The following is a 19,688-nucleotide window of genomic DNA, read 5'->3' on the forward strand; positions in this document are numbered from 1 at the left end:
CCATTACCACAAACAGGACAACGAGGATATCCTCTCAATATACGATTTTTCTTACCCCTACAATCTTCAAAAGTAAACTGACGTCTACAGTCTTTACATTGATATTTTTGATTACCTGCTTTGTCTTTTCCAAAGCGATAGAGATTTTGACTATGGCATCTTGGACATGAAATTTTATTCAATAATTTGCACATAATTTCATCTCTCCTTCGGAGGCATTTTGTTTTTCTCTATATATAAGATAACTCAAAGGGGAGATGAAATTCAAATATCATATAACTTAACAAAACTTCTAAATTTATATGGAGGAAATTATGAAAGGTATTGTAAAAGAAATAGCAAAATTTTATAGCTTTTACTTTGCATTCTGGGGCTTTTATTTTAGCGCTGGCTATTTCTCATACAATAAAATACCCCCTTTCAGCAGAGTTTTTATATAAATTTAGAAACTATATAAGTATAGTTATAAATTGCTTTATTGGGGAACTCTTTGGGGTTCTCTTTTTTATTAAAAATATAATTAAAGGGGGCATTATTAATGGTAGTAGTATTAAAAGCAAAAGCTAAAGAAAAAGACATAAGAAAATTAACTGAAGAATTAAAAAAAGAGGGCGTAGATGTATGTCCTGTAGTAGGTAAGGAGTTAATAGTTTTGGGAATAATAGGAGATACAACAAAAATCGATCCATTAAAAATCGAAGCAAATGAAATTGTAGAAAAGGTAATAAAGGTTCAGGAACCTTTTAAAAAAGCTCATAGGGCTTTTCATCCAGAAAACACTGTAGTAGAGGTTAATGGAAGAAAAATAGGCGGAAATAGAATAGCAATGATAGCAGGGCCTTGTTCGGTAGAAAGCGAGGAACAAATAAGCTTTATAGCTGAGGAAGTTAAAAAGTCAGGGGCAGGCTTTTTAAGAGGCGGAGCATTTAAACCAAGAACATCACCTTATAGCTTTCAAGGTTTAGAATATGATGGACTTGAATTATTAAAGATAGCTAGGGAAAAAACAGGTCTGCCAATAGTAACAGAGATAATGTCACCAAGGGATATAGAAATTTTTGAGAGAGATGTAGATATAATTCAAGTTGGTGCTAGAAATATGCAAAACTTTGATTTATTAAAGGAATTGGGAAAGATAAATAAGCCAATATTATTAAAGAGAGGTTTTGCTGCAACTATAGAAGAATTCTTAATGAGTGCTGAATATATTTTAGCCGGTGGTAATAATAATGTAATCTTATGCGAAAGAGGAATAAGAACCTTTGAAACTTATACAAGAAATACCTTAGACCTAAGTGCAATACCTGCAATTAAAAAGTTAAGTCATTTACCAGTAATAGTAGATCCAAGTCATGCAACAGGCAGGAGATTTATGATTGCTCCTTTAGCAAAAGCAGCGGTAGCAGTTGGAGCAGATGGCCTTATAATAGAGGTACATAATGATCCAGAAAAAGCCTTATCTGATGGACCTCAATCAATTAGACCAGAAGATTATGATGCTTTAGTAAAGGAACTAAAAGCTATTGCAGCTGCAGTTGGAAGGGAAATTTAAATTGAAGCTAAAGGTAAATTTAAAAGAAAATAGCTACTTTATTAATATAGAAAAGGGTATTTTAAATAAAATTGCAGAAGAAATAAGAGAGGTCTTTAAAGGGGATAAGGTATTTATTATTACTGACAGAATAGTAGATAAATATTATGGAGATAGGCTGTTAAATAATTTATTAGAAGCAGGCTATAAGGCAAAAAAGCTGGTATTAAGGGAAGGAGAATCCACAAAATCCTTTAATACTCTGCCTTTAGTTTATGATGAACTTCTTAATTTTAAATTTACAAGAAGTGATTTAATCATAGCCCTTGGGGGTGGAGTAATTGGGGACTTAGCTGGCTTTATTGCTTCAACTTACCTTAGGGGAGTTCCCTTTGTTCAATGTCCAACAACTTTACTTGCCCAAGTTGACAGCAGTGTTGGAGGAAAGGTTGGAGTTGATTTAGATAAGGGAAAAAATTTAGTAGGAAGTTTTTATCATCCAAAGAAGGTTTTAATAGACCCTATAGTTTTAGAAACTTTGACAGATAGAGTTTTCAGTGATGGAATGGCAGAAGTAATAAAGTATGGCTGTATAAAGGATAGAGAGTTTTTTTATAAATTATTAAATTATAAGAATAAAGAAGATGCTATGCACAATATTGAATATATTATTCACACTTGCTGCAAAATAAAGGCTCAAGTTGTTGAAAAGGATGAAAAAGATACTGGAGAAAGAATGTTATTAAATTTTGGCCATACAATAGGTCATGCAATAGAGCAGTATTATAACTATGATAAGTATACCCATGGGGAAGCTGTTGCTATCGGAATGTATATAATAAGTAAAATTTCTGAAAAATACACTATAACAAAAGAAGGAACTTCTGAAGCAATTAAGGAAATTTTAATTAAATATAAACTGCCTTATAATTTGGATATTGATATTAAAGAACTTATAAAAACTATAGAATTGGATAAAAAGAATTTAGGCAAGACTTTAAATATAATTGCTTTAAAGGAAATAGGGGAAAGCTTTATTTATAAAACAAAAAAGGAATTTTTTCTTTAAGAGAGGGGAAATCTTATGAATAAATTACACTTAAAAAAATCACTTCTTAGTGGAAGTGTAAAAGTTCCTCCTTCAAAGAGTATAGCTCATAGAGCCATTATTTGTGCAGCCCTTGGAAAGGAAACATCTGTAGTAGAAAATATAGATTATTCTGATGATATTATAGCAACCATAAGCGCCATGGAGGAATTAGGGGCGATAATAGAGAAAAATCCTGACAGTCTTAATATTACAGGTATCTTTAATGAAAAGGCAGTAAGAAAAAATGCAAGGGATATAAATTGTAAGGAATCTGGTTCTACCCTGAGGTTTTTAGTACCGATTTCCTTATTATTTGATGGAATTTCTAAATTTACTGGAGAAGGGAATTTAGGAAAAAGACCCTTAGATGTTTATTATAATATTTTTGCTGAACAAGGAATTAAATATAATTATACAAAGGATAAATTAGATTTAATAATTAAGGGGCTTCTAAAGCCTGGAACTTTTACAGTCCCAGGAAATATAAGCTCTCAATTTATATCAGGACTTTTATTTGCCCTGCCTTTATTAAAGGGAGATTCAAAGATTATTATAACAACAGAACTTGAATCAAAGGGCTATTTAGATTTAACTATTTCCTGCATGAAGGACTTTGGAGTAGAAATAATAAATAAGGATTATAAGGAACTTATAATTAAGGGAAATCAAAGCTATAAATCAAGGAACTACAGGGTTGAAGGAGACTACTCCCAGGCTGCCTTTTACTTAGTAGCAGACCTAATTGGCTCAAAGGTAAAAGTAAAAGACTTAAATTTAACTTCCCTTCAAGGAGATAAGGCTGTTATAGATATATTAGAGAGTATGGGAGCAAAATTTTATAAGGAAGAAGATGGAATTGGGTGTACAGCTCCTTATGAAATTAAATCAACAATTATAAATGGATCTCAATGTCCAGATATAATACCAGTTTTATCTGTTGCCGCAGCCTTAGCCAAGGGAAAAACAGAAATAATAAATGCAGGAAGATTAAGGATAAAGGAATGTGATAGATTAAGGGCTGTTGCAAGTGAGCTTAATAAGATTGGTGCAAAAATAGAAGAAAAGGAAGATGGCTTAGTAATATATGGAGTAGAAGAATTTAAGGGAGGTGTTGATGTCTGGAGCTGGAAGGATCATAGAATTGCAATGACCTTGGCAATAGCATCAACTAGATGTAAGGAAGCTATAAATCTTATTGATTATGACTGTGTAGCTAAGTCCTATCCAAGTTTCTTCGAGGACTTTAAAACTTTAGGAGGAATTGCAGATGAGTGGAATATGGGGAAATAACATAAAAGTTTCAATATTTGGCGAATCTCATGGTAATGCTATAGGCATAACCATAGATGGCTTGCCATCTGGTTTTGAAATAGACATGGAAAAGCTGCTTTTTGAGATGGAAAGAAGGGCGCCAGGGAAAAATGAATTGTCTACTGCAAGAAAAGAGAAGGACCTTCCTGAAATATTAAGCGGATACTTTGAAGGAAGAACAACAGGTACTCCCCTATGTGCGATAATTAGAAATAAGGATACAAGGTCTAAGGATTATAGCAGACTTAAGGATTATATGAGACCTGGCCATGCAGATTATACTGGAAATATAAGATATTCAGGCTTTAATGATTATAGAGGTGGAGGTCATTTTTCAGGAAGAATAACAGCTCCCTTAGTTTTTGCAGGAGCTATATGTAAGCAGCTTTTAGAAAAAGAGGGCATATATATAGCTTCCCACATATCTTCAATAAAGGATATAAAGGATGACGACTTTAATGGAATCAATTTAACTAAGGAAGAACTATTAAGATTAAGGGAAGAGGAGCTTCCTTTATTAAATAAATCCTTAGAGCATAAGATCAGGCATAAAATTTTACAAGCTAAATATGAGGGAGATTCAGTTGGAGGAACAATTGAATGTGCAATAATAGGAATTAAGGCTGGTCTAGGAAACCCCTTCTTTGATTCAGTTGAATCAACCTTTGCCCATTTAATCTTTAGCGTTCCGGCAGTAAAAGGAATAGAATTTGGTAAGGGCTTTGAAATGACAAGGATGTTTGGCTCAGAAGCAAATGATGAATTTTATTATGATGGGGATTTAGTAAAAACAAAAACTAATAATAATGGAGGAATACTAGGGGGCATAACAAATGGAATGCCAGTAATCTTTAAGGTTGCAATAAAGCCTACAGCTTCTATTGCCAAGGAACAAAATACAATAGATATAAATAACAAGACAAATGTTAAGTTTAGGGTTGAAGGAAGACACGATCCTTGCATAGTTCAAAGGGCAGTGCCAGTAATTGAAGCAGTGGCAGCCATAGGAATATTGGATTTAATTAAGGGGGCAGGGCAGTGAGTAAATTAGAGGACTATAGAAAGGAAATTGACTTAATAGATAAGGAGCTTGTTTCTCTTTTTGAAAGAAGAATGGACCTTGCAGTAAAGGTAGGGGAATATAAAAAGGAAAATAATCTTCCTATATTAAATGAAGCAAGGGAAAAGGAAGTAATTAGAAAAAATATATCAAAGCTTAAAAATATAAATTACTCAAATATAACAGAAGAGTTTTTTGAAAAGATAATGGAGCTTAGCAGATCCCTTCAAAGGAATATAGTTAAAGAAGAAGCTGATGAAAGTTATATAAATAAGGAAGAAATGGTAATTGGCTATCAGGGAGTGGAAGGAGCCTTTAGTGAGGAAGCAGTTTTAAAGTTTTTCAATAATCCTAAAAATACAAAAAAATATGAGCATTTTGAGGATGTCTTTGAGGCCATAGCGAAAAAAGAAATTAATTATGGGGTATTACCAATAGAAAATTCCTATACTGGAGCTATAAGTGAAGTTTATGACCTGTTAGTTAAATATGGCTTTTATATAATTGGAGAAGAATGTGTAAAGATAGATCAGCATTTAATTGGAATTAAGGGTGCTGCTTTAGAGGAAATTGAAGAAATTTATTCCCACCCTCAAGGCTTTCATCAAAGTAAAAAATTTTTAAGTCAATTTGATAAGGTTAAGCTTATTCCTTACTATAATACAGCCATAAGCGCTAAATATGTAGCTGATTTAAAGGATAAAAGGAAAGCTGCCATTGGAAGCAGAAGGGCAGCTGAGATATACGGCTTAGAAATATTAAAGGAAAAGATAAATGATAAAAAAGATAACTGTACCAAGTTTATAATTATATCTAGAAAGCCTAATTATGATAAAAAGAGCGATAAAATAAGTGTAGTATTTTCGCTGGAAGATAAGGCAGGGAATTTGTATAGTTTATTAAGATATTTTGCAGAAAATAATATAAACATGATAAAGATAGAATCAAGGCCAAATAAAAATGAATCCTGGAAATACCTTCTTTATGTAGATTTTGAAGGAAATTTAGAAAATGAATATGTAAGAAAGGCCTTAAGCAGCATAGAAGAAAACAGCAGATATTTCAGGGTATTAGGAAGTTATAAATCAAGTTTAAAATAAAAGAAGGTGACTTTATGGAGTTTTATGGTTTATTGGGAGAAAAACTTTCCCATAGTCTATCAGAGGAAATTCATAGGGAAATATTAAAATATATAGGGGAAGAGGGAGCCTATAAATTATTTGAAGTTGAAGAAAAGGACCTAGAGGCTTTTGCTAATGCCTTAAAAATCTTAAAGGTCAAGGGCTCTAATGTTACCATTCCTTATAAGGAAAAAATAATGAAATATTTAGATCATATATCAGAAGAGGCTAAAAGAATTGGAGCTGTAAATACAATATCCTTGCTTAATGGAAAACTTTATGGAGATAATTCTGATTATTATGGATTTGCCTATATGTTAAAGCTTCATAAGATAGATTTAAAGGATAAAACTGCTGTTATTTTAGGCAGTGGTGGAGCAAGCAAGGCTGTGCTATGTTATTTATTAGATATGGGGATAGGCAGGGTTTATATTGTAAGCAGAAATCCTAAGAAAAATGAATTTACTCAAAATAATGTAGAAATGATAAGCTATAAGGAACTGGAAGGCATAAAAGGAGATATAATCATAAATTCAACTCCCCTTGGCATGTATCCTAAGGTGGATGCTTCTCCAGTTAATGAAGATATATTAAGGAATTTTAATATTCTAGTAGATTTAATATATAATCCAATTGAAACTAAGTTTTTAGAAATGGGAAGAAAGCTTGGAAAGCAAACTGTTGGTGGTTTATATATGCTTATTGGGCAGGCCCTTAAAGCCCAGGAAATATGGCAGCAAAGGCCTATCGACAAGGAAATAATAAAAGAAATATATGATAAATTAAAAAATCATCCTAAAATAAATAAAAATAATTAAGAGGAAAGCTTATGAATAAGGAATTGATTTTATTAATAGGAATGCCTGGAGCAGGAAAAAGTACTATAGGAAGGCTCTTAGCTTCAAAATTAGGCTATGATTTTTGCGATATGGATCTTTATATTGAAGAAAAGACTAATAAAGCAGTTAAGGAGCTTTTTGCCATAAGTGAGGATTATTTTAGAGCTTGTGAAAGTGAGGCATGTTTAGAACTTTCTAAAAAAAAGAGAACAGTTATAGCAAGCGGCGGCGGAGTAGTTAAAAGAAAGGAAAATATAGATGCCTTTAAAGATAAGGCTGTAATTATTTATATTTTTAGGTCTGTTGAAGATATTTTAAAGGATATAGATACAGAAAGCAGACCTCTATTAAAGGATGGAAAGGCCCGCCTTTATAGCTTATATGAAGAAAGGCATAAGTTATATGAGAAATACTGCCACTACAAAGTAGCAAATGATGGGACAATTAGTGATGTGCTAGATAATATTATTAAAATAATAAATAAAAAGTGCTAAGCACTTTTTATTAGTACGAAGTGTATAGGTAAACTAAAAGATTGCTTCGCAATCTTTATTAAATAGGAAGAGAGGGTAGGATAGTAGTATGGAAGGGAAGAATTTAAAAATTTTAATTGTAGGGCTTGGTGTTATAGGGGGAAGTTATGCTATGGCACTTAGGGCAGTAGGTTATAAGGAGATTTATGGAATAGATATAGATTTAGAAACTATAAAAAAGGCTAAAGCTCTTGGAATAATAAAGGAAGGATATTCAAAGGGGAAGGATATTATTAAAGATATGGATTTAATAGTAATTTCCTTATATCCTAGGTTAGTAAAAGATTTTATCTTAGAAAACAGGGAATACTTTAAAGCTGGAAGTCTTATAACAGATGTAACAGGAGTTAAGGAGCTATTTGTTCAAAAAATTTTAGATATATTGCCTGAGGATGTAGATTTTATTTTTGGACATCCTATGGCTGGGCGAGAAAAAAAGGGAATAGATTATGCCTCAAAGGAAGTATTTAAGGGTGCAAATTATTTGATAACCTTAACTGAAAAAAATAAGAAGGAAAATATAGAACTTTTAGAAAAGATAATTTATGACCTTGGATTTAAAAATATAAAATATGTTAGTCCGAGCTACCATGACAAAATGATAGGCTTTACAAGTCAGCTTCCTCATGCTATTGCTGTAGCCTTAATTAATAGTGATGAAGAGGGAAGAGATACAGGAAAGTTTATTGGAGACAGCTATAGGGACTTAACAAGAATAGCTAATATTAATGAAGATTTATGGAGTGAATTATTTTTTGAGAATAAGGAGAACCTGCTTGAGGCAATAAATAATTTTATGTACGAATTAAATAAGATAAAAAGAGCCTTATTAAATGATGATGAAAAATTATTAAAGGAGTTATTTATAAAATCAAGCAGGCGAAGGGAAAGATTATAATTATAATATGAAGTAAGATAATAAAGAAACTATTTCTAAATGTAAAGAAATAGTTTCTTTTTATATAAAAAAATCGTAAATAAAAAATAAATTCGTATATTTGAAAAAATATGGAAATAACTATAAAAAAGATGTATAATTAAAATATAAATAGTTAGAAAATTCTTAATATTATAAAAATATATGTTTTATATATTTTTATAGATATTAAATCTACGCATATGATATGGGGGTATAATTATGGTAGGATTTGATGTTAGAGCTATAAAAAAGGGAGATTATAACTATATTATTAAATTAAATCCAGATATAGCTTATTTGGAAGAAGAATTAGTGGGAGATAATAAAACAATTGTTGCTCAATTAAATGATGATGTAATAGGATATTTAAAATATTACATAGATGGGAATAACAGGGCGAAGATAATAGACCTAGTAGTTGATGAAATGTATAGAGGTCTTGGTGTTGGATATCAATTGTTTTTAGAACTAGAAGGCCGTATTAAAAATGAATATGTAAACGATGTACTAGTGGCAGGAAGAAATTTTACTAAAGAAGAACTTAATTTTTATAATAGGCAAGGCTTTAGATATGATATAAATTCTAATTTGGAAAAAAGATTAAATTAAAATAAAAAGCCTAAATATAAGTTAAAAGGATATGCTTGTTTAGCATATCCTTTTATTCAGCCTTTATATATTTAAAGGATTTTTGTTACAGTTAAATCTTTTTCTGTTTTTAAATCAATAAATTTTTCATCGCATAGAATTAAAGGTTTGGAAATATTGTTTATATCCATTTGTACTATTCTTCCTACTTCTCCATTAGATAATACAACTTCTTGTCCAACATAAAAGTTTAACAGACCTTTTAGGAAAGTATCACATAAGGCATAGTCAAGTTTTCCTTTTATGCTTTCTTCCTTAATTTCTTGAAGGGCTTCAAAAGGCTGTTTCTTTTTCTTATAAACTCTATTTGAATTTATTGCATCAAATACATCAGCTATTGCTATTATTTTTGCTATTTCAGGTATTTTATCACCAGTTATCCCTAGAGGGTATCCAGAACCGTCATTTCTTTCATGATGCAATAAGATTCCCAAGGCTATATCTCTATTTATATATGGAATAGCTTTTACTGCATTATAAGAAAGAGAGGAGTGGGTTTTGAGAATATTATATTCATCTTTAGTTATAGGGTCTTTCTTGTTAATTATATTTTCGTCTATCTTTGTTTTTCCAAAGTCATGTAATAGGGAAGCGTATACTAAATTATGCAGCTTTTTATTATCATATCCCTGCCATTTGCCTATCAAGTAGCTTAAAGAGGCAACATTTACAGAGTGAGTATATATTGAATCCTCATTACTTCCGTTAATAATCAAATTCTTTAGAACGCTTTTATTTGAACTAATAAATTTTTCTAATTCTATGGGAAGTTATCATTCCAACTTTTAGGTCTTCTAAGTTAATATATTTTTTTTCAAGCTCCATTTAATTTACCCCGCTTCCATAAAAATAGATACTATAACTATTATATAATTATTTTAGAAAAAAATAAAACAAATTTAAACTTTAAAGGTAAAAAGTGTATGATATTTCTTCGTAATTATTAATTTATAGAGTAGATTATTATTTGAATTAACTTATGTTATAATAATTAAAAATTGCTTTTAGGAGGAAGGTAAATGAAAGAGTTGGAAACTAGAATTTTTGATATAGATGTAGAAGAAGTTAGAAGAAAGCTGAAGGAGTTAAAGGCTGTTAAAGTTAAAGAAGAAAATCAAATAAATAATATTTATGATTTTAAAGATAATTTTCTTTTAAAGCAGAAGGGTTATGCAAGAATAAGATTGGTTGATGATAAATTAAATAATAGAAAACTAGTTTATATGACAACTAAAAAAATGTTAAGTCAAGGAACCTTTAAGGAGATGGAGGAAAATGAAACTATAGTAGAAGATAAGGACGCAGCAGAAAGAATATTTTTATCCTTAGGTTTGGAACTTAAACAAACAATAAAAAAATATAGGGAGAGTTATAGGCTTGGAGATTCTCTTATTGAAATAGACATTAATGATAAGAGCTTTTGTCCATTTCCTTACATAGAAATAGAGACGAAATCTTTAGAAAGTTTAGAAGAAATTATAAAACTTCTTGGTTATACCTTAAAGGACACAAGTTCTAAAACTATTTATGAGTACTTAGAAGAAAGAGGAGTAAATAAAAATAATACTGCAGGAATATAATTTTTTATGAAAATTTTTGTTGAGATTTGTAACCAAATTTAGTTAATTTAGTAGATTAGTAGTAAGGACTTTTTATTAGGAGGTTTAATATGGAATGGTTTAGTGAATTAAACCCATTGCTACAGGGGTTCCTTGCTACTACATTTACATGGTTTGTTACAGCACTAGGTGCTGCTTTAGTATTTTTCTTTAAAAAGGTAGATAAAAGAATTTTAAATACAATGATAGGCTTTGGAGCAGGTGTTATGATAGCTGCTAGCTTTTGGTCCCTGCTTAGTCCTGCCATAACCTTATGTGAAGACTTAGGCTTTAATAGTGTTATTATTCCTTCATTAGGTTTTTTATTAGGTGGATTATTTTTAATATTTGCTGATAAATTAATGGATAAATATTGTTATGGTTTTGAAATAAGTGATAGAGATTCTGAATGTGCTACTGAAGCTATTATAAATAATAGTTTTAAGAGGAGTATCCTGCTTATTTTAGCTGTAACCCTTCATAATATTCCTGAAGGTCTTGCTGTTGGGGTGGCCTTTGGAGGAGTTGCTGTAGGAATTCCAGGAGCTTCATTAGGTGCTGCCATAACCTTAGCTTTAGGAATTGGCCTTCAAAATTTCCCAGAAGGGGCAGCAGTTTCCCTTCCATTAAGAAGGGAAGGTTTATCAAGAACAAGAAGTTTTCTATATGGACAAGCTTCAGGCTTAGTTGAACCAATCGCAGGTGTTATAGGAGTGGCAGCAGCCTTAGCAGTTAGAAGTATATTACCATTTTTATTATCCTTCTCAGCAGGAGCAATGATTGCTGTAGTTGGTGCAGAGCTGCTTCCAGAGGCATCTATGGAAAATAAAAAACTTACTACATTGGGGCTTATTTTAGGATTTATAGTGATGATGGTCTTAGATGTTGCCCTAGGATAAAGAGCATCAGTTTATAGTGAACTATGCACTTTAAAATCTATAAAAAAAGAGCTGATAACAGCTCTTTTTTTATGTTATTATGCTTTGTTGATTGATCCGAATAGTTCCATTTTAGCTTTAACTGTTGCCTTGATAGCTTCGAATCCTGGTTGAAGAAGCTTTCTTGGGTCAAAGCCTTTTCCTTGAAGGTCTTTTCCTTCTTCAATATATTTTCTAGTAGCTTCTTGGAATGCTAATTGACATTCAGTGTTAACATTGATTTTTGAAACTCCAAGTGAAATAGCTTTCTTTATCATATCTTCTGGAATACCAGTACCACCGTGTAATACTAATGGCATATCTCCAGTTGCTTTATTGATTTTTTCTAAAGCTTCGAAGTTTAATCCTTGCCAGTTTTCTGGATATTTTCCGTGGATGTTACCAATACCAGCAGCTAACATAGTTACTCCTAGGTCAGCAATTGCTTTACATTCATTTGGATCAGCAATTTCACCAGCACCAACAACTCCGTCTTCTTCTCCTCCGATTGAACCAACTTCTGCTTCTAATGAAAGACCTTTTTCAGAAGTTAATTTAACCATTTCCTTTGTTTTTGCTATATTTTCATCTATTGGATAGTGAGAACCATCAAACATTATTGATGAGAATCCAGCTTCAATAGCTTTTAAAGCACCTTCATAGCTACCGTGATCTAAGTGTAGTGCAACAGGTACAGTGATGTTTAATTCTTCTATCATTGCTTTAACCATTGCAGCTACAGTCTTATAGCCAGTCATGTATTTAGCAGCTCCCTCAGAAACTCCTAAAATAACAGGTGAATTATTTTCTTGAGCAGTTAATAATATAGCTTTTGTCCATTCTAAATTGTTAATATTAAATTGACCAACAGCATAATGTTCTGCTCTTGCCTTAGTTAACATTTCTTTTGCTGAAACTAACATGGTACAAACCTCCAAAATATTTATTTTATTATAATTAGTACTAAAGCTAATTACTACAAGGATAGACAACGGGGAGTTGCGTATCCATATATATGTATTATAACCTAAATCAAGTTTAAATGAAATAAAAAAATGAAATTTACATTTACAATAAGATTATTATATCTAATTAAGACGGAAATTATGAGAAAATAGTTTACAGTGCACAGTTTGCAGTACACAGTTTCATCCTTTAACTGTGAACCGTGAACTGTGCACTCTGCACTGGTAAATATTGTTATTTAAGTTTTTCAAAGATTTCCTTATATTTTATAATTGAATTTTCAAGGATTTCTAATTGAAGTTCCACTGAGAAGGAGCTTGGGCCGCCAATTACTTTTCTTTCTTCAACACAAGTTGTTAGGCTGATTGCTTTATATATATCTATATCAAAAAGAGATGAGAAGTTCTTTAATTCCTCTAAAGATAAATCATTAATAGCAAGCTTTTTCTTTATACAGTATAAAACAATTTGTCCAACAATTTCGTGAGCATTTCTAAAGGGGAGGCCTTTTTTTACTAAATAGTCAGCCACATCAGTAGCATTAGTATAACCTAGAGCTGCACCTGTTTTCATCTTTTCCTTGTTTATAGTCATTGTATCTAACATGCCAGTGAAGGTTTTTAATGACAGTTTTACAGTATCTAAAGCATCAAATAATGCTTCCTTATCCTCCTGCATATCTTTATTGTAAGCTAGGGGAAGGCCCTTCATAACAGTAAGAAGGGTAATTAGACTGCCATAAACCCTTCCAGTTTTACCTCTTACAAGTTCAGCCACATCAGGATTTTTCTTTTGTGGCATAATGCTGCTGCCTGTACTATATTCATCTGATAATTCAATAAAGCTAAATTCATTAGTTGCCCATAGAATTATTTCTTCTGAAAATCTTGATAAGTGCATCATTATTATAGATAAAACTGATAAGGCTTCAATTGCATAGTCCCTATCAGAAACTGCATCAATGCTGTTATATGTTATAGAAGAAAAGCCTAATTCTTTTGCAACCATTTCCCTATTTAATGGATAGCTGGTAGCAGCCAGGGCACCGCTCCCTAAAGGCATTTCATCTAGTCTTTTATAGCAGTCTTCCAGCCTGCTTAAGTCTCTTATAAACATTTGGGCATAGGCTAAAATATGATGGGCAAAGGTAATTGGCTGAGCCTTTTGCATATGGGTATAGCCAGGCATTATTGTATCAATGTTTCTCTTTGCCTTATCATATATAACTTCTTGAAGAGCTAAAAGTAAACTAGCAATTATTTTTAACTCCTTTTTTAGATACAGTTTTGTATCTAGGGTTACTTGGTCATTTCTGCTTCTTCCAGTATGAAGTTTTTTTCCTTCTTCACCTATATAGGAAGTCAGAGTTTCTTCAATAAAGCTGTGGATATCTTCAGCATTATCATCTATAACAAGAGTTCCTTCCTCAATTTCTTTTAATATTTTATTAAGCCCAGAAATGATTTTTTGACTGTCTTCTTCTGGGATAATATTTTCTTTTCCAAGCATTCTTGAGTGAGCAATGCTTCCTTTTATATCTTCCTTATACATTCTTTTATCTATTCTTATTGATGAATTAAAGTCATTTACATTTTCATTAATTCCTTTTTCAAAACGTCCGCCCCAAAGTTTCATTTATTTATCACCCTTCTTTAATTTTTCTTCCATTTTTGCTTTTACTGTTATAGGCAGTCCAAAAAGATTTATAAATCCAGAGGAATCATTTTGATTATAAACAGCATCTTTTCCAAAGGTTGCATATTCTTCGCTATATAGTGAATAAGGGGAAGTCATGCCGGCATTTATGATGTTGCCCTTGTATAGTTTTAAAGTGATTTCGCCAGTTACTGTTTCTTGAGTTTTGTCTATAAAGGCCGAAAGAGCTTCACGAAGTGGAGTGAACCATTGACCACTGTAAACAAGATCTGCAAATTTTAAGGCAATTTGCTGCTTATAGTGAGCAGTTTCTTTGTCTAAGCAAATTTCTTCTAAATCTTTATGGGCTTTATAAAGAATAGTTCCCCCTGGAGTTTCATAGACTCCTCTAGATTTCATGCCTACTAATCTATTTTCTACCATATCTACTATTCCAATAGCGTTTTCTCCGCCAATTTTATTTAATTTTTCAATTAAACTAACTCCATCCAGTTTTTCTCCATTTAATTGAACTGGAATGCCTTTTTCAAATTTTAATTTTATATAGCTTGGCTTATCTGGTGCATTTTCTAAAGTGTTGCACATTTCAAGAATTTTATCATATTTAGGTTCATTAGCAGGATCTTCTAAATCAAGTCCTTCATGGCTTAAGTGCCATAGATTTTTATCCTTGCTATAGTTAGTTTCATAACTTATGGATATAGGAATTTTTCTTTCTAAGGCATATTCAATTTCTTCTTCCCTTGATTTTATATCCCAAATTCTCCAAGGAGCAATTATTTTCATATCAGGAGCAAAGGCCTTAACAGCAAGCTCAAATCTTACTTGATCGTTACCTTTTCCTGTACATCCATGAGCAATAGCATCAGCTCCTTCCTTAAGAGCAATTTCGACTAATTTTTTTGCTATTATTGGACGGGCAAAGGATGTTCCTAATAAATATTTTCCTTCATAAACTGCCCCAGCTTTTATTGTTGGGAAAATATAATCATTAACAAATTCATCTGTTAAATCCTCTATATAACATTTTGATGCCCCGCTTTTTAAAGCTTTTTCTTCTAATCCTACTAGCTCATCCTTTTGTCCAACATTTCCAACTAGGGCTATAACTTCACAATTATAATTCTCCTTAAGCCATGAAATTATAATAGATGTGTCAAGACCGCCAGAATAAGCAAGGACTATTTTTTTCATATTATTATTTTTCATTTTTTCTACCCCCAATTTGTTAAATAATAAAAGTGAAAACTTATTTATAATTATAAAACTATTATGTATAAATATGCAAGAAAAATTTATTTTTATGCATAAATAAAATACCAGTCAAGGAATTTAATATTTATGAATCTAAAAAAAATAGCATCCAATGAATTATTTCCTTAACTGGCATTATGAATTGGGGAGTATGAACTTATTAAAGTATGTTTTTTAAATTAATTTTTTGTATTTTTATTAAATGTTCACAGGAAAACTCTATTAAATCTAAGGAGGCAGAGGCTTCTGCAATATCTTCCCTTTTAATATAAACACATAGTTTTAAACATTCATTTATTAAGTCATCATAGTCAATATGGTTTAAATAAATTGAAGGAATAAAATCCTTTGAGTTTATGTACTCTAAGAGCTCTAGGGATTTTGTATAAGCTGTGTCTAGCTCCTTTTTATCTAGTAATTTTTCTATTTCATTTGATTTATCTATTAAATCAGAGCATAAATTAGTAAATTTATTATTTATATAAGTTAAGCCAGTAACTAATAAGACAAAGAGTATTATGGAGATAATTGTGTTTTTCATTAAGCATCACCTTTTTCATCGTATAGTTGGCAAAAGAACTTTCCATTAGTATCAGTCATTGCAATCAATACATTTTCAATTGAACCTACTCCATGCTTTTTTAATTCTTCAAGTATAACTTCTTTGCTTTTACCACCAGAGGTCAAAGAATTTGTGTTTATTTTTCCATCTAGAACGTAAATTACAGGCATTGAAGCATTTTGATTTTTATTTCCTGCTAAAAAGGACATTTGTCCATTATTTTCTAGTATTCCGTATTCTATTTCTGACAAGTCAAAATACCCAGCAAGTCTTATTTCTTCCATAAGTTCATCTAGATTAATTTGTTGTTTTTTTAGGTTTTCAAAATGTATTTTTCCTTTTGAAATTAAAATTGTAGGTTCTCCTTCTAATATTTTTCTAGCTTTTTGACTTTTTAACTGAATTATTGATAATACTATTTTTATAAATAATAATGTAATTATTGGTATTATTCCTAAGGATAGTGGAAGCCTTGTATCCTGCATTGGTAAGGAGGCAAGATCTGAAATCATTATAGTTATAACAAATTCATAGGGTTGAAGTTCTCCTATTTGTCTTTTACCCATTAATCTAATTACTAATATAACTAAAGCGTATAAAATTATTGTTCTTACTAACACAATTAGCATATGAAACACCTCTTAATCCTAGTATTTATCTTTTTTTTATTAATTATTCTTATATAATACAAAGTTATACTGTTAAAAAGATAACTAGTGTTTTTCTTATGCATTTTTACAACTAAATGTATATAATGTTATTAAAATATATTAGAATTTATATAGATAGGAGGTATTATGGGAGATTTTAATATAAAATTCAAAAATAAGGAATATATTGTGCATAAAGGTATAAGTTACAGGGAATTCATAGAAAACCATCTAAAAATGGATCCAAGCGAATTTGCTTTATGTAGAATAAATAGTGAATATAAGGAATTAATAGATAAAATAGATAGAGATGGAAGTATTGAATTAATAAGTTTTGATAGTCCAATTGGATATAAAATATATACTAGGACCCTGCAGTTTATATTTATTAAGGCTGCATTAGATGTTTTTCCAAAAGATGCAACCATAACTATAGAACATAGTTTAGATGGGGGAGTTTTTGGCGAAATTCATAAGAAAGAGCCATTAAATGAGGAAGATCTTCAGAAGATTAAAAAGAGAATGCTTGAATTAATAGATAAGGACATAGTTATAAATAAGATAAAGGTTAAAAAGGAAAAGGCCATGGAAATTTTTAAGAGCTATGGCATGGAAGATAAGATATCCCTATTAAGTCATGTTGATTTTAAAACTGTAAAATTATATGAGTTAGATGGAAGATATGATTATTTTTATGGACAAATGGCCTATTCTACAGGAGTAATAAGGGCTTTTGATTTAATGTATTACGAGCCAGGCTTTATTATAAGATATCCTAAAAAAGATAATTTAAAGGAATTAGCTTTCTTTAAGGAAAATAGAAAGCTTTCTCAGATTTTTATAGAAACAGAAAGATGGATAAATATTCTTGGCGTTGGTGAGGTAGGGGCATTAAATGATAAGATAGAGAAAAATGAAATTAGAGATTTAGTTATGGTTTCTGAAGCTCTTCATGAAAAGAAAATAGCTCAGATAGCAGATATGATTCATGAGAAGAAGGGAACAAAAATAGTTTTAATTGCTGGACCTAGCTCTTCAGGTAAAACTACCTTTGCAAACAGACTTGCAATTCAGCTTAAGGTCAATGGTTACACCCCTATTCCAATTTCTTTAGATGATTATTTTGTAAATAGAGAGAACACACCAAAGGATGAAAATGGAGACTATGATTTTGAAAGTATTTATTCCCTTGATTTAGATTTATTTAATAAGAATTTAACTGGCTTATTAAAGGGGGAAGAAGTAGAAATTCCTCATTATAATTTTAGGACAGGAGAAAGGGAATGGATAGGCAATAAACTTAGTCTTCCAGAAAAGGGAATATTAATAATTGAAGGAATTCATGGTTTAAATCCAATGCTAACCAGCTCTGTACCTGATGAAAATAAGTTTAAAATATATATTTCAGCCCTAACTCAGTTAAACTTAGATAATCACAATAGAATTGCAACAACAGATATAAGAAGGGTAAGGAGAATAGTTAGAGATATTTTATCAAGGGGCTATGGAGGAGAACTTACCCTAAAGATGTGGCCTTCTATAAGAAGAGGAGAAGAAAGAAATATCTTTGTTTATCAGGAAGAAGCAGATGTAATGTTTAATTCAACCTTGGTATATGAATTGTGTGTACTAAAGAAATATGCTCTAGAGGAATTAGATAAGATTAAAGAAGATAGTCCGGTATATTTAGAAGCCAGCAGGCTTAAATCTTTTTTAGGTTTCTTTAAGGAAATAGATAAGGATTATGTTCCAACTAACAGTATATTGAGGGAGTTTATTGGAGGAAGCATTTTTTATAAATACTAAAACAGTGTGAAACAGTTAGGAGTTAGGAGTTGAAACTCAGTTAGGAGTTAGGAGTGTGGAGTTTGGAGTTAGTAGTTAGGAGTTGGGAGTGTGGAGTTAGGAGTTTGGAGTTAGGAGTGTGGAGTTAGGAGTGTGGAGTTAGGAGTTGGGAGTGTGGAGTTAGGAGTGTGGAGTTAGGAGTTTGGAGTTAGGAGTTAGGAGTTAGGAGTTAGGAGTTAGGAGTGTGGAGTTAGGAGTGTGGAATTGATTAATTGAAAATCCCCTAGTAATGAGGTTTTTTTATTAGTTAATATTACAATTTATATATTTATTTACTTTTATTGGTGTATAATATTATATAAAAAACAAGATTATTGTAGGGGCTATATGATTTTAAGAAATAAGAAGGGGAAGGAACTTATTATAGCTAATGATGAAGAATTTATATACTATAAAATGAGCGAAATTGATAAAATTAATTTAAGAGAAAATAATAATAAAATATATTGCAATATTGTCCCTAGTGGCTTAAAAATAGAAATGAGGATTAAAGAAAGGAAATAAAATATGTCTGGATTAGGAGTTTTTGATATTATAGGTCCTATAATGGTTGGTCCATCTTCTTCACATACTGCAGGGGCTGCTAGATTAGCAAAGGTTGCTAGGGCAATTGCAGGCTGTGAAGTAAAGGAAGTAACTTTTTTATTGCATGGTTCCTTTGCTAAAACCTATAAAGGTCATGGAACGGATAGGGCCTTGGCAGCAGGAATATTAGGGATGAATCCTTCTGATGATAGATTAAGAGATTCATTGAAAATTGCCAGGGAAAAGGGAGTAAATATTATCTTTAAGGAAGAGGATTTAGGAGATTGTCATCCAAATACAGTTAAGTTTTTAATTAAATGTGCCAATAATAAAAGCTGCGAAATAGTTGGAAGTTCAATTGGTGGAGGAAATATTGAAATAGTTGAAATTAACGGAAGTAAGGTTCATTTTACTGGTAGTTATGACACTATTATAACGACTCATAGAGATATTCCGGGTACAGTAGCAAAGGTAACAAATATCTTATATTCAAGCGCAATTAATATAGCTTTTATGAATTTAGAGAGAAAGCAAAAAGGTAAAATTGCTACTATGACTTTTGAATTAGACAGTAAAGTGGATAAGACTTTAATTGAAAAAATAAAAAAAGTAGAAGGAATAGAGAAGGTTATACTAATAGAAAAGGTAGAGGATGGAGAATAA

22 protein-coding genes are annotated in these 19,688 nt (G+C 31.1%); 15 read left to right on the forward strand and 7 right to left on the reverse strand.

The features are described 5' to 3' along the window. Positions 1-194 (reverse strand): IS1/IS1595 family N-terminal zinc-binding domain-containing protein (locus KQI16_RS12820; RefSeq protein ID WP_442861798.1); only part of this gene is annotated, 194 nt, incomplete at its 3' end. 120 nt (positions 195-314) lie between these two features. On the opposite strand from KQI16_RS12820, the gene KQI16_RS12825 reads away from it, so the two are divergent. The 10 genes from KQI16_RS12825 to KQI16_RS01575 all read left to right on the forward strand — a co-directional run bounded on the left by KQI16_RS12825 (position 315) and on the right by KQI16_RS01575 (position 9,013). Then, entirely contained in the window at positions 315-440 is a 126-nt protein-coding gene (locus tag KQI16_RS12825; protein ID WP_286172829.1) for a hypothetical protein, read from the forward strand. Positions 441-538: 98 nt separating this feature from the next. Further along, positions 539-1,552, forward strand: a complete 1,014-nt coding sequence (gene aroF / locus KQI16_RS01535) for a 3-deoxy-7-phosphoheptulonate synthase (protein ID WP_216431671.1) — start codon at positions 539-541, stop codon at positions 1,550-1,552. A gap of 1 nt (position 1,553) precedes the next feature. Then, entirely contained in the window at positions 1,554-2,600 is a 1,047-nt protein-coding gene (gene aroB / locus KQI16_RS01540; protein ID WP_216431672.1) for a 3-dehydroquinate synthase, read from the forward strand. A gap of 15 nt (positions 2,601-2,615) precedes the next feature. Beyond that, positions 2,616-3,911, forward strand: coding sequence for a 3-phosphoshikimate 1-carboxyvinyltransferase (aroA, locus tag KQI16_RS01545; protein WP_216431673.1), 1,296 nt, complete (start codon positions 2,616-2,618; stop codon positions 3,909-3,911). Continuing rightward, positions 3,889-4,974, forward strand: a complete 1,086-nt coding sequence (aroC, locus tag KQI16_RS01550) for a chorismate synthase (RefSeq protein ID WP_216431674.1) — start codon at positions 3,889-3,891, stop codon at positions 4,972-4,974. Before aroA ends, aroC begins: the two co-directional genes overlap by 23 nt. Then, positions 4,971-6,092: a prephenate dehydratase gene (pheA, locus tag KQI16_RS01555; protein WP_216431675.1), complete on the forward strand. Its 1,122-nt coding sequence runs from the start codon at positions 4,971-4,973 to the stop codon at positions 6,090-6,092. The genes aroC and pheA overlap by 4 nt, the downstream gene beginning before the upstream one ends. 14 nt (positions 6,093-6,106) lie before the next feature. After that, positions 6,107-6,931, forward strand: coding sequence for a shikimate dehydrogenase (gene aroE, locus KQI16_RS01560; RefSeq protein ID WP_216431676.1), 825 nt, complete (start codon positions 6,107-6,109; stop codon positions 6,929-6,931). 11 nt (positions 6,932-6,942) lie between these two features. Continuing rightward, complete coding sequence (locus tag KQI16_RS01565) at positions 6,943-7,446, forward strand: shikimate kinase (protein WP_216431677.1); 504 nt, start codon at positions 6,943-6,945, stop codon at positions 7,444-7,446. An 88-nt stretch (positions 7,447-7,534) separates the two neighbouring features. After that, a complete protein-coding gene (locus KQI16_RS01570) occupies positions 7,535-8,383 on the forward strand; it encodes a prephenate dehydrogenase (RefSeq protein ID WP_216431678.1) in 849 nt (282 codons plus the stop codon). Positions 8,384-8,623: 240 nt separating this feature from the next. Next, positions 8,624-9,013: a GNAT family N-acetyltransferase gene (locus tag KQI16_RS01575; RefSeq protein WP_216431679.1), complete on the forward strand. Its 390-nt coding sequence runs from the start codon at positions 8,624-8,626 to the stop codon at positions 9,011-9,013. Between the two features lie 71 nt (positions 9,014-9,084). On the opposite strand, the gene KQI16_RS01580 is transcribed toward KQI16_RS01575, so the two are convergent. Further along, positions 9,085-9,768 (reverse strand): HD-GYP domain-containing protein, encoded by a 684-nt coding sequence (locus KQI16_RS01580; protein WP_286172830.1) that lies wholly within the window; start codon positions 9,766-9,768, stop codon positions 9,085-9,087. Positions 9,769-10,071: 303 nt separating this feature from the next. On the opposite strand from KQI16_RS01580, the gene KQI16_RS01585 reads away from it, so the two are divergent. Together KQI16_RS01585 and KQI16_RS01590 are read left to right on the forward strand one after the other, a co-directional pair. After that, positions 10,072-10,632, forward strand: coding sequence for a class IV adenylate cyclase (locus KQI16_RS01585; protein ID WP_216431680.1), 561 nt, complete (start codon positions 10,072-10,074; stop codon positions 10,630-10,632). A gap of 89 nt (positions 10,633-10,721) precedes the next feature. Next, on the forward strand, positions 10,722-11,549 hold the full coding sequence (locus tag KQI16_RS01590; RefSeq protein ID WP_216431681.1) for a ZIP family metal transporter: 828 nt from the start codon (positions 10,722-10,724) through the stop codon (positions 11,547-11,549). A gap of 77 nt (positions 11,550-11,626) precedes the next feature. On the opposite strand, the gene fba is transcribed toward KQI16_RS01590, so the two are convergent. From fba to KQI16_RS01615, 5 genes are all read right to left on the reverse strand, one after another. Continuing rightward, positions 11,627-12,490, reverse strand: a complete 864-nt coding sequence (gene fba / locus KQI16_RS01595; RefSeq protein ID WP_216431682.1) for a class II fructose-1,6-bisphosphate aldolase — start codon at positions 12,488-12,490, stop codon at positions 11,627-11,629. Between the two features lie 277 nt (positions 12,491-12,767). After that, a complete protein-coding gene (gene argH / locus KQI16_RS01600) occupies positions 12,768-14,168 on the reverse strand; it encodes an argininosuccinate lyase (protein WP_216431683.1) in 1,401 nt (466 codons plus the stop codon). Then, positions 14,169-15,398, reverse strand: a complete 1,230-nt coding sequence (locus KQI16_RS01605) for an argininosuccinate synthase (protein ID WP_286172831.1) — start codon at positions 15,396-15,398, stop codon at positions 14,169-14,171. 205 nt (positions 15,399-15,603) lie between these two features. Continuing rightward, positions 15,604-15,984 (reverse strand): DUF4363 family protein, encoded by a 381-nt coding sequence (locus tag KQI16_RS01610; RefSeq protein ID WP_216431684.1) that lies wholly within the window; start codon positions 15,982-15,984, stop codon positions 15,604-15,606. Next, a complete protein-coding gene (locus KQI16_RS01615) occupies positions 15,984-16,634 on the reverse strand; it encodes a DUF421 domain-containing protein (protein WP_216431685.1) in 651 nt (216 codons plus the stop codon). The genes KQI16_RS01610 and KQI16_RS01615 overlap by 1 nt, the downstream gene beginning before the upstream one ends. A gap of 168 nt (positions 16,635-16,802) precedes the next feature. Here KQI16_RS01615 and KQI16_RS01620 point away from each other — a divergent pair, with 168 nt between their 5' ends. The 3 genes from KQI16_RS01620 (at position 16,803) to sdaAB (ending at position 19,688) form a co-directional block, all read left to right on the forward strand. Beyond that, entirely contained in the window at positions 16,803-18,461 is a 1,659-nt protein-coding gene (locus KQI16_RS01620; protein WP_216431686.1) for a nucleoside kinase, read from the forward strand. A 366-nt stretch (positions 18,462-18,827) separates the two neighbouring features. Then, positions 18,828-19,004, forward strand: a complete 177-nt coding sequence (locus KQI16_RS01625; protein ID WP_216431687.1) for a hypothetical protein — start codon at positions 18,828-18,830, stop codon at positions 19,002-19,004. 3 nt (positions 19,005-19,007) lie between these two features. Continuing rightward, positions 19,008-19,688: an L-serine ammonia-lyase, iron-sulfur-dependent subunit beta gene (gene sdaAB / locus KQI16_RS01630; protein WP_216431688.1), complete on the forward strand. Its 681-nt coding sequence runs from the start codon at positions 19,008-19,010 to the stop codon at positions 19,686-19,688.

It is taken from the genome of Caproiciproducens sp. MSJ-32 (assembly GCF_018918055.1).
In the GTDB taxonomy this organism is placed as follows: domain Bacteria; phylum Bacillota; class Clostridia; order Clostridiales; family Clostridiaceae; genus Clostridium.

Bases quoted from the DNA above. Each gene is read 5' to 3' on its own strand.
- KQI16_RS12825 (WP_286172829.1), top strand. From the start codon at position 315: ATGAAAGGTATTGTAAAAGAAATAGCAAAATTTTATAGCTTTTACTTT.
- aroF (WP_216431671.1), top strand. From the start codon at position 539: ATGGTAGTAGTATTAAAAGCAAAAGCTAAAGAAAAAGACATAAGAAAA.
- aroA (WP_216431673.1), top strand. From the start codon at position 2,616: ATGAATAAATTACACTTAAAAAAATCACTTCTTAGTGGAAGTGTAAAA.
- aroC (WP_216431674.1), top strand. From the start codon at position 3,889: ATGAGTGGAATATGGGGAAATAACATAAAAGTTTCAATATTTGGCGAA.
- aroE (WP_216431676.1), top strand. From the start codon at position 6,107: ATGGAGTTTTATGGTTTATTGGGAGAAAAACTTTCCCATAGTCTATCA.
- KQI16_RS01565 (WP_216431677.1), top strand. From the start codon at position 6,943: ATGAATAAGGAATTGATTTTATTAATAGGAATGCCTGGAGCAGGAAAA.
- KQI16_RS01570 (WP_216431678.1), top strand. From the start codon at position 7,535: ATGGAAGGGAAGAATTTAAAAATTTTAATTGTAGGGCTTGGTGTTATA.
- KQI16_RS01575 (WP_216431679.1), top strand. From the start codon at position 8,624: ATGGTAGGATTTGATGTTAGAGCTATAAAAAAGGGAGATTATAACTAT.
- KQI16_RS01585 (WP_216431680.1), top strand. From the start codon at position 10,072: ATGAAAGAGTTGGAAACTAGAATTTTTGATATAGATGTAGAAGAAGTT.
- KQI16_RS01590 (WP_216431681.1), top strand. From the start codon at position 10,722: ATGGAATGGTTTAGTGAATTAAACCCATTGCTACAGGGGTTCCTTGCT.
- fba (WP_216431682.1), bottom strand. From the start codon at position 12,490: ATGTTAGTTTCAGCAAAAGAAATGTTAACTAAGGCAAGAGCAGAACAT.
- argH (WP_216431683.1), bottom strand. From the start codon at position 14,168: ATGAAACTTTGGGGCGGACGTTTTGAAAAAGGAATTAATGAAAATGTA.
- KQI16_RS01605 (WP_286172831.1), bottom strand. From the start codon at position 15,398: ATGAAAAATAATAATATGAAAAAAATAGTCCTTGCTTATTCTGGCGGT.
- KQI16_RS01610 (WP_216431684.1), bottom strand. From the start codon at position 15,984: ATGAAAAACACAATTATCTCCATAATACTCTTTGTCTTATTAGTTACT.
- KQI16_RS01615 (WP_216431685.1), bottom strand. From the start codon at position 16,634: ATGCTAATTGTGTTAGTAAGAACAATAATTTTATACGCTTTAGTTATA.
- KQI16_RS01620 (WP_216431686.1), top strand. From the start codon at position 16,803: ATGGGAGATTTTAATATAAAATTCAAAAATAAGGAATATATTGTGCAT.
- KQI16_RS01625 (WP_216431687.1), top strand. From the start codon at position 18,828: ATGATTTTAAGAAATAAGAAGGGGAAGGAACTTATTATAGCTAATGAT.
- sdaAB (WP_216431688.1), top strand. From the start codon at position 19,008: ATGTCTGGATTAGGAGTTTTTGATATTATAGGTCCTATAATGGTTGGT.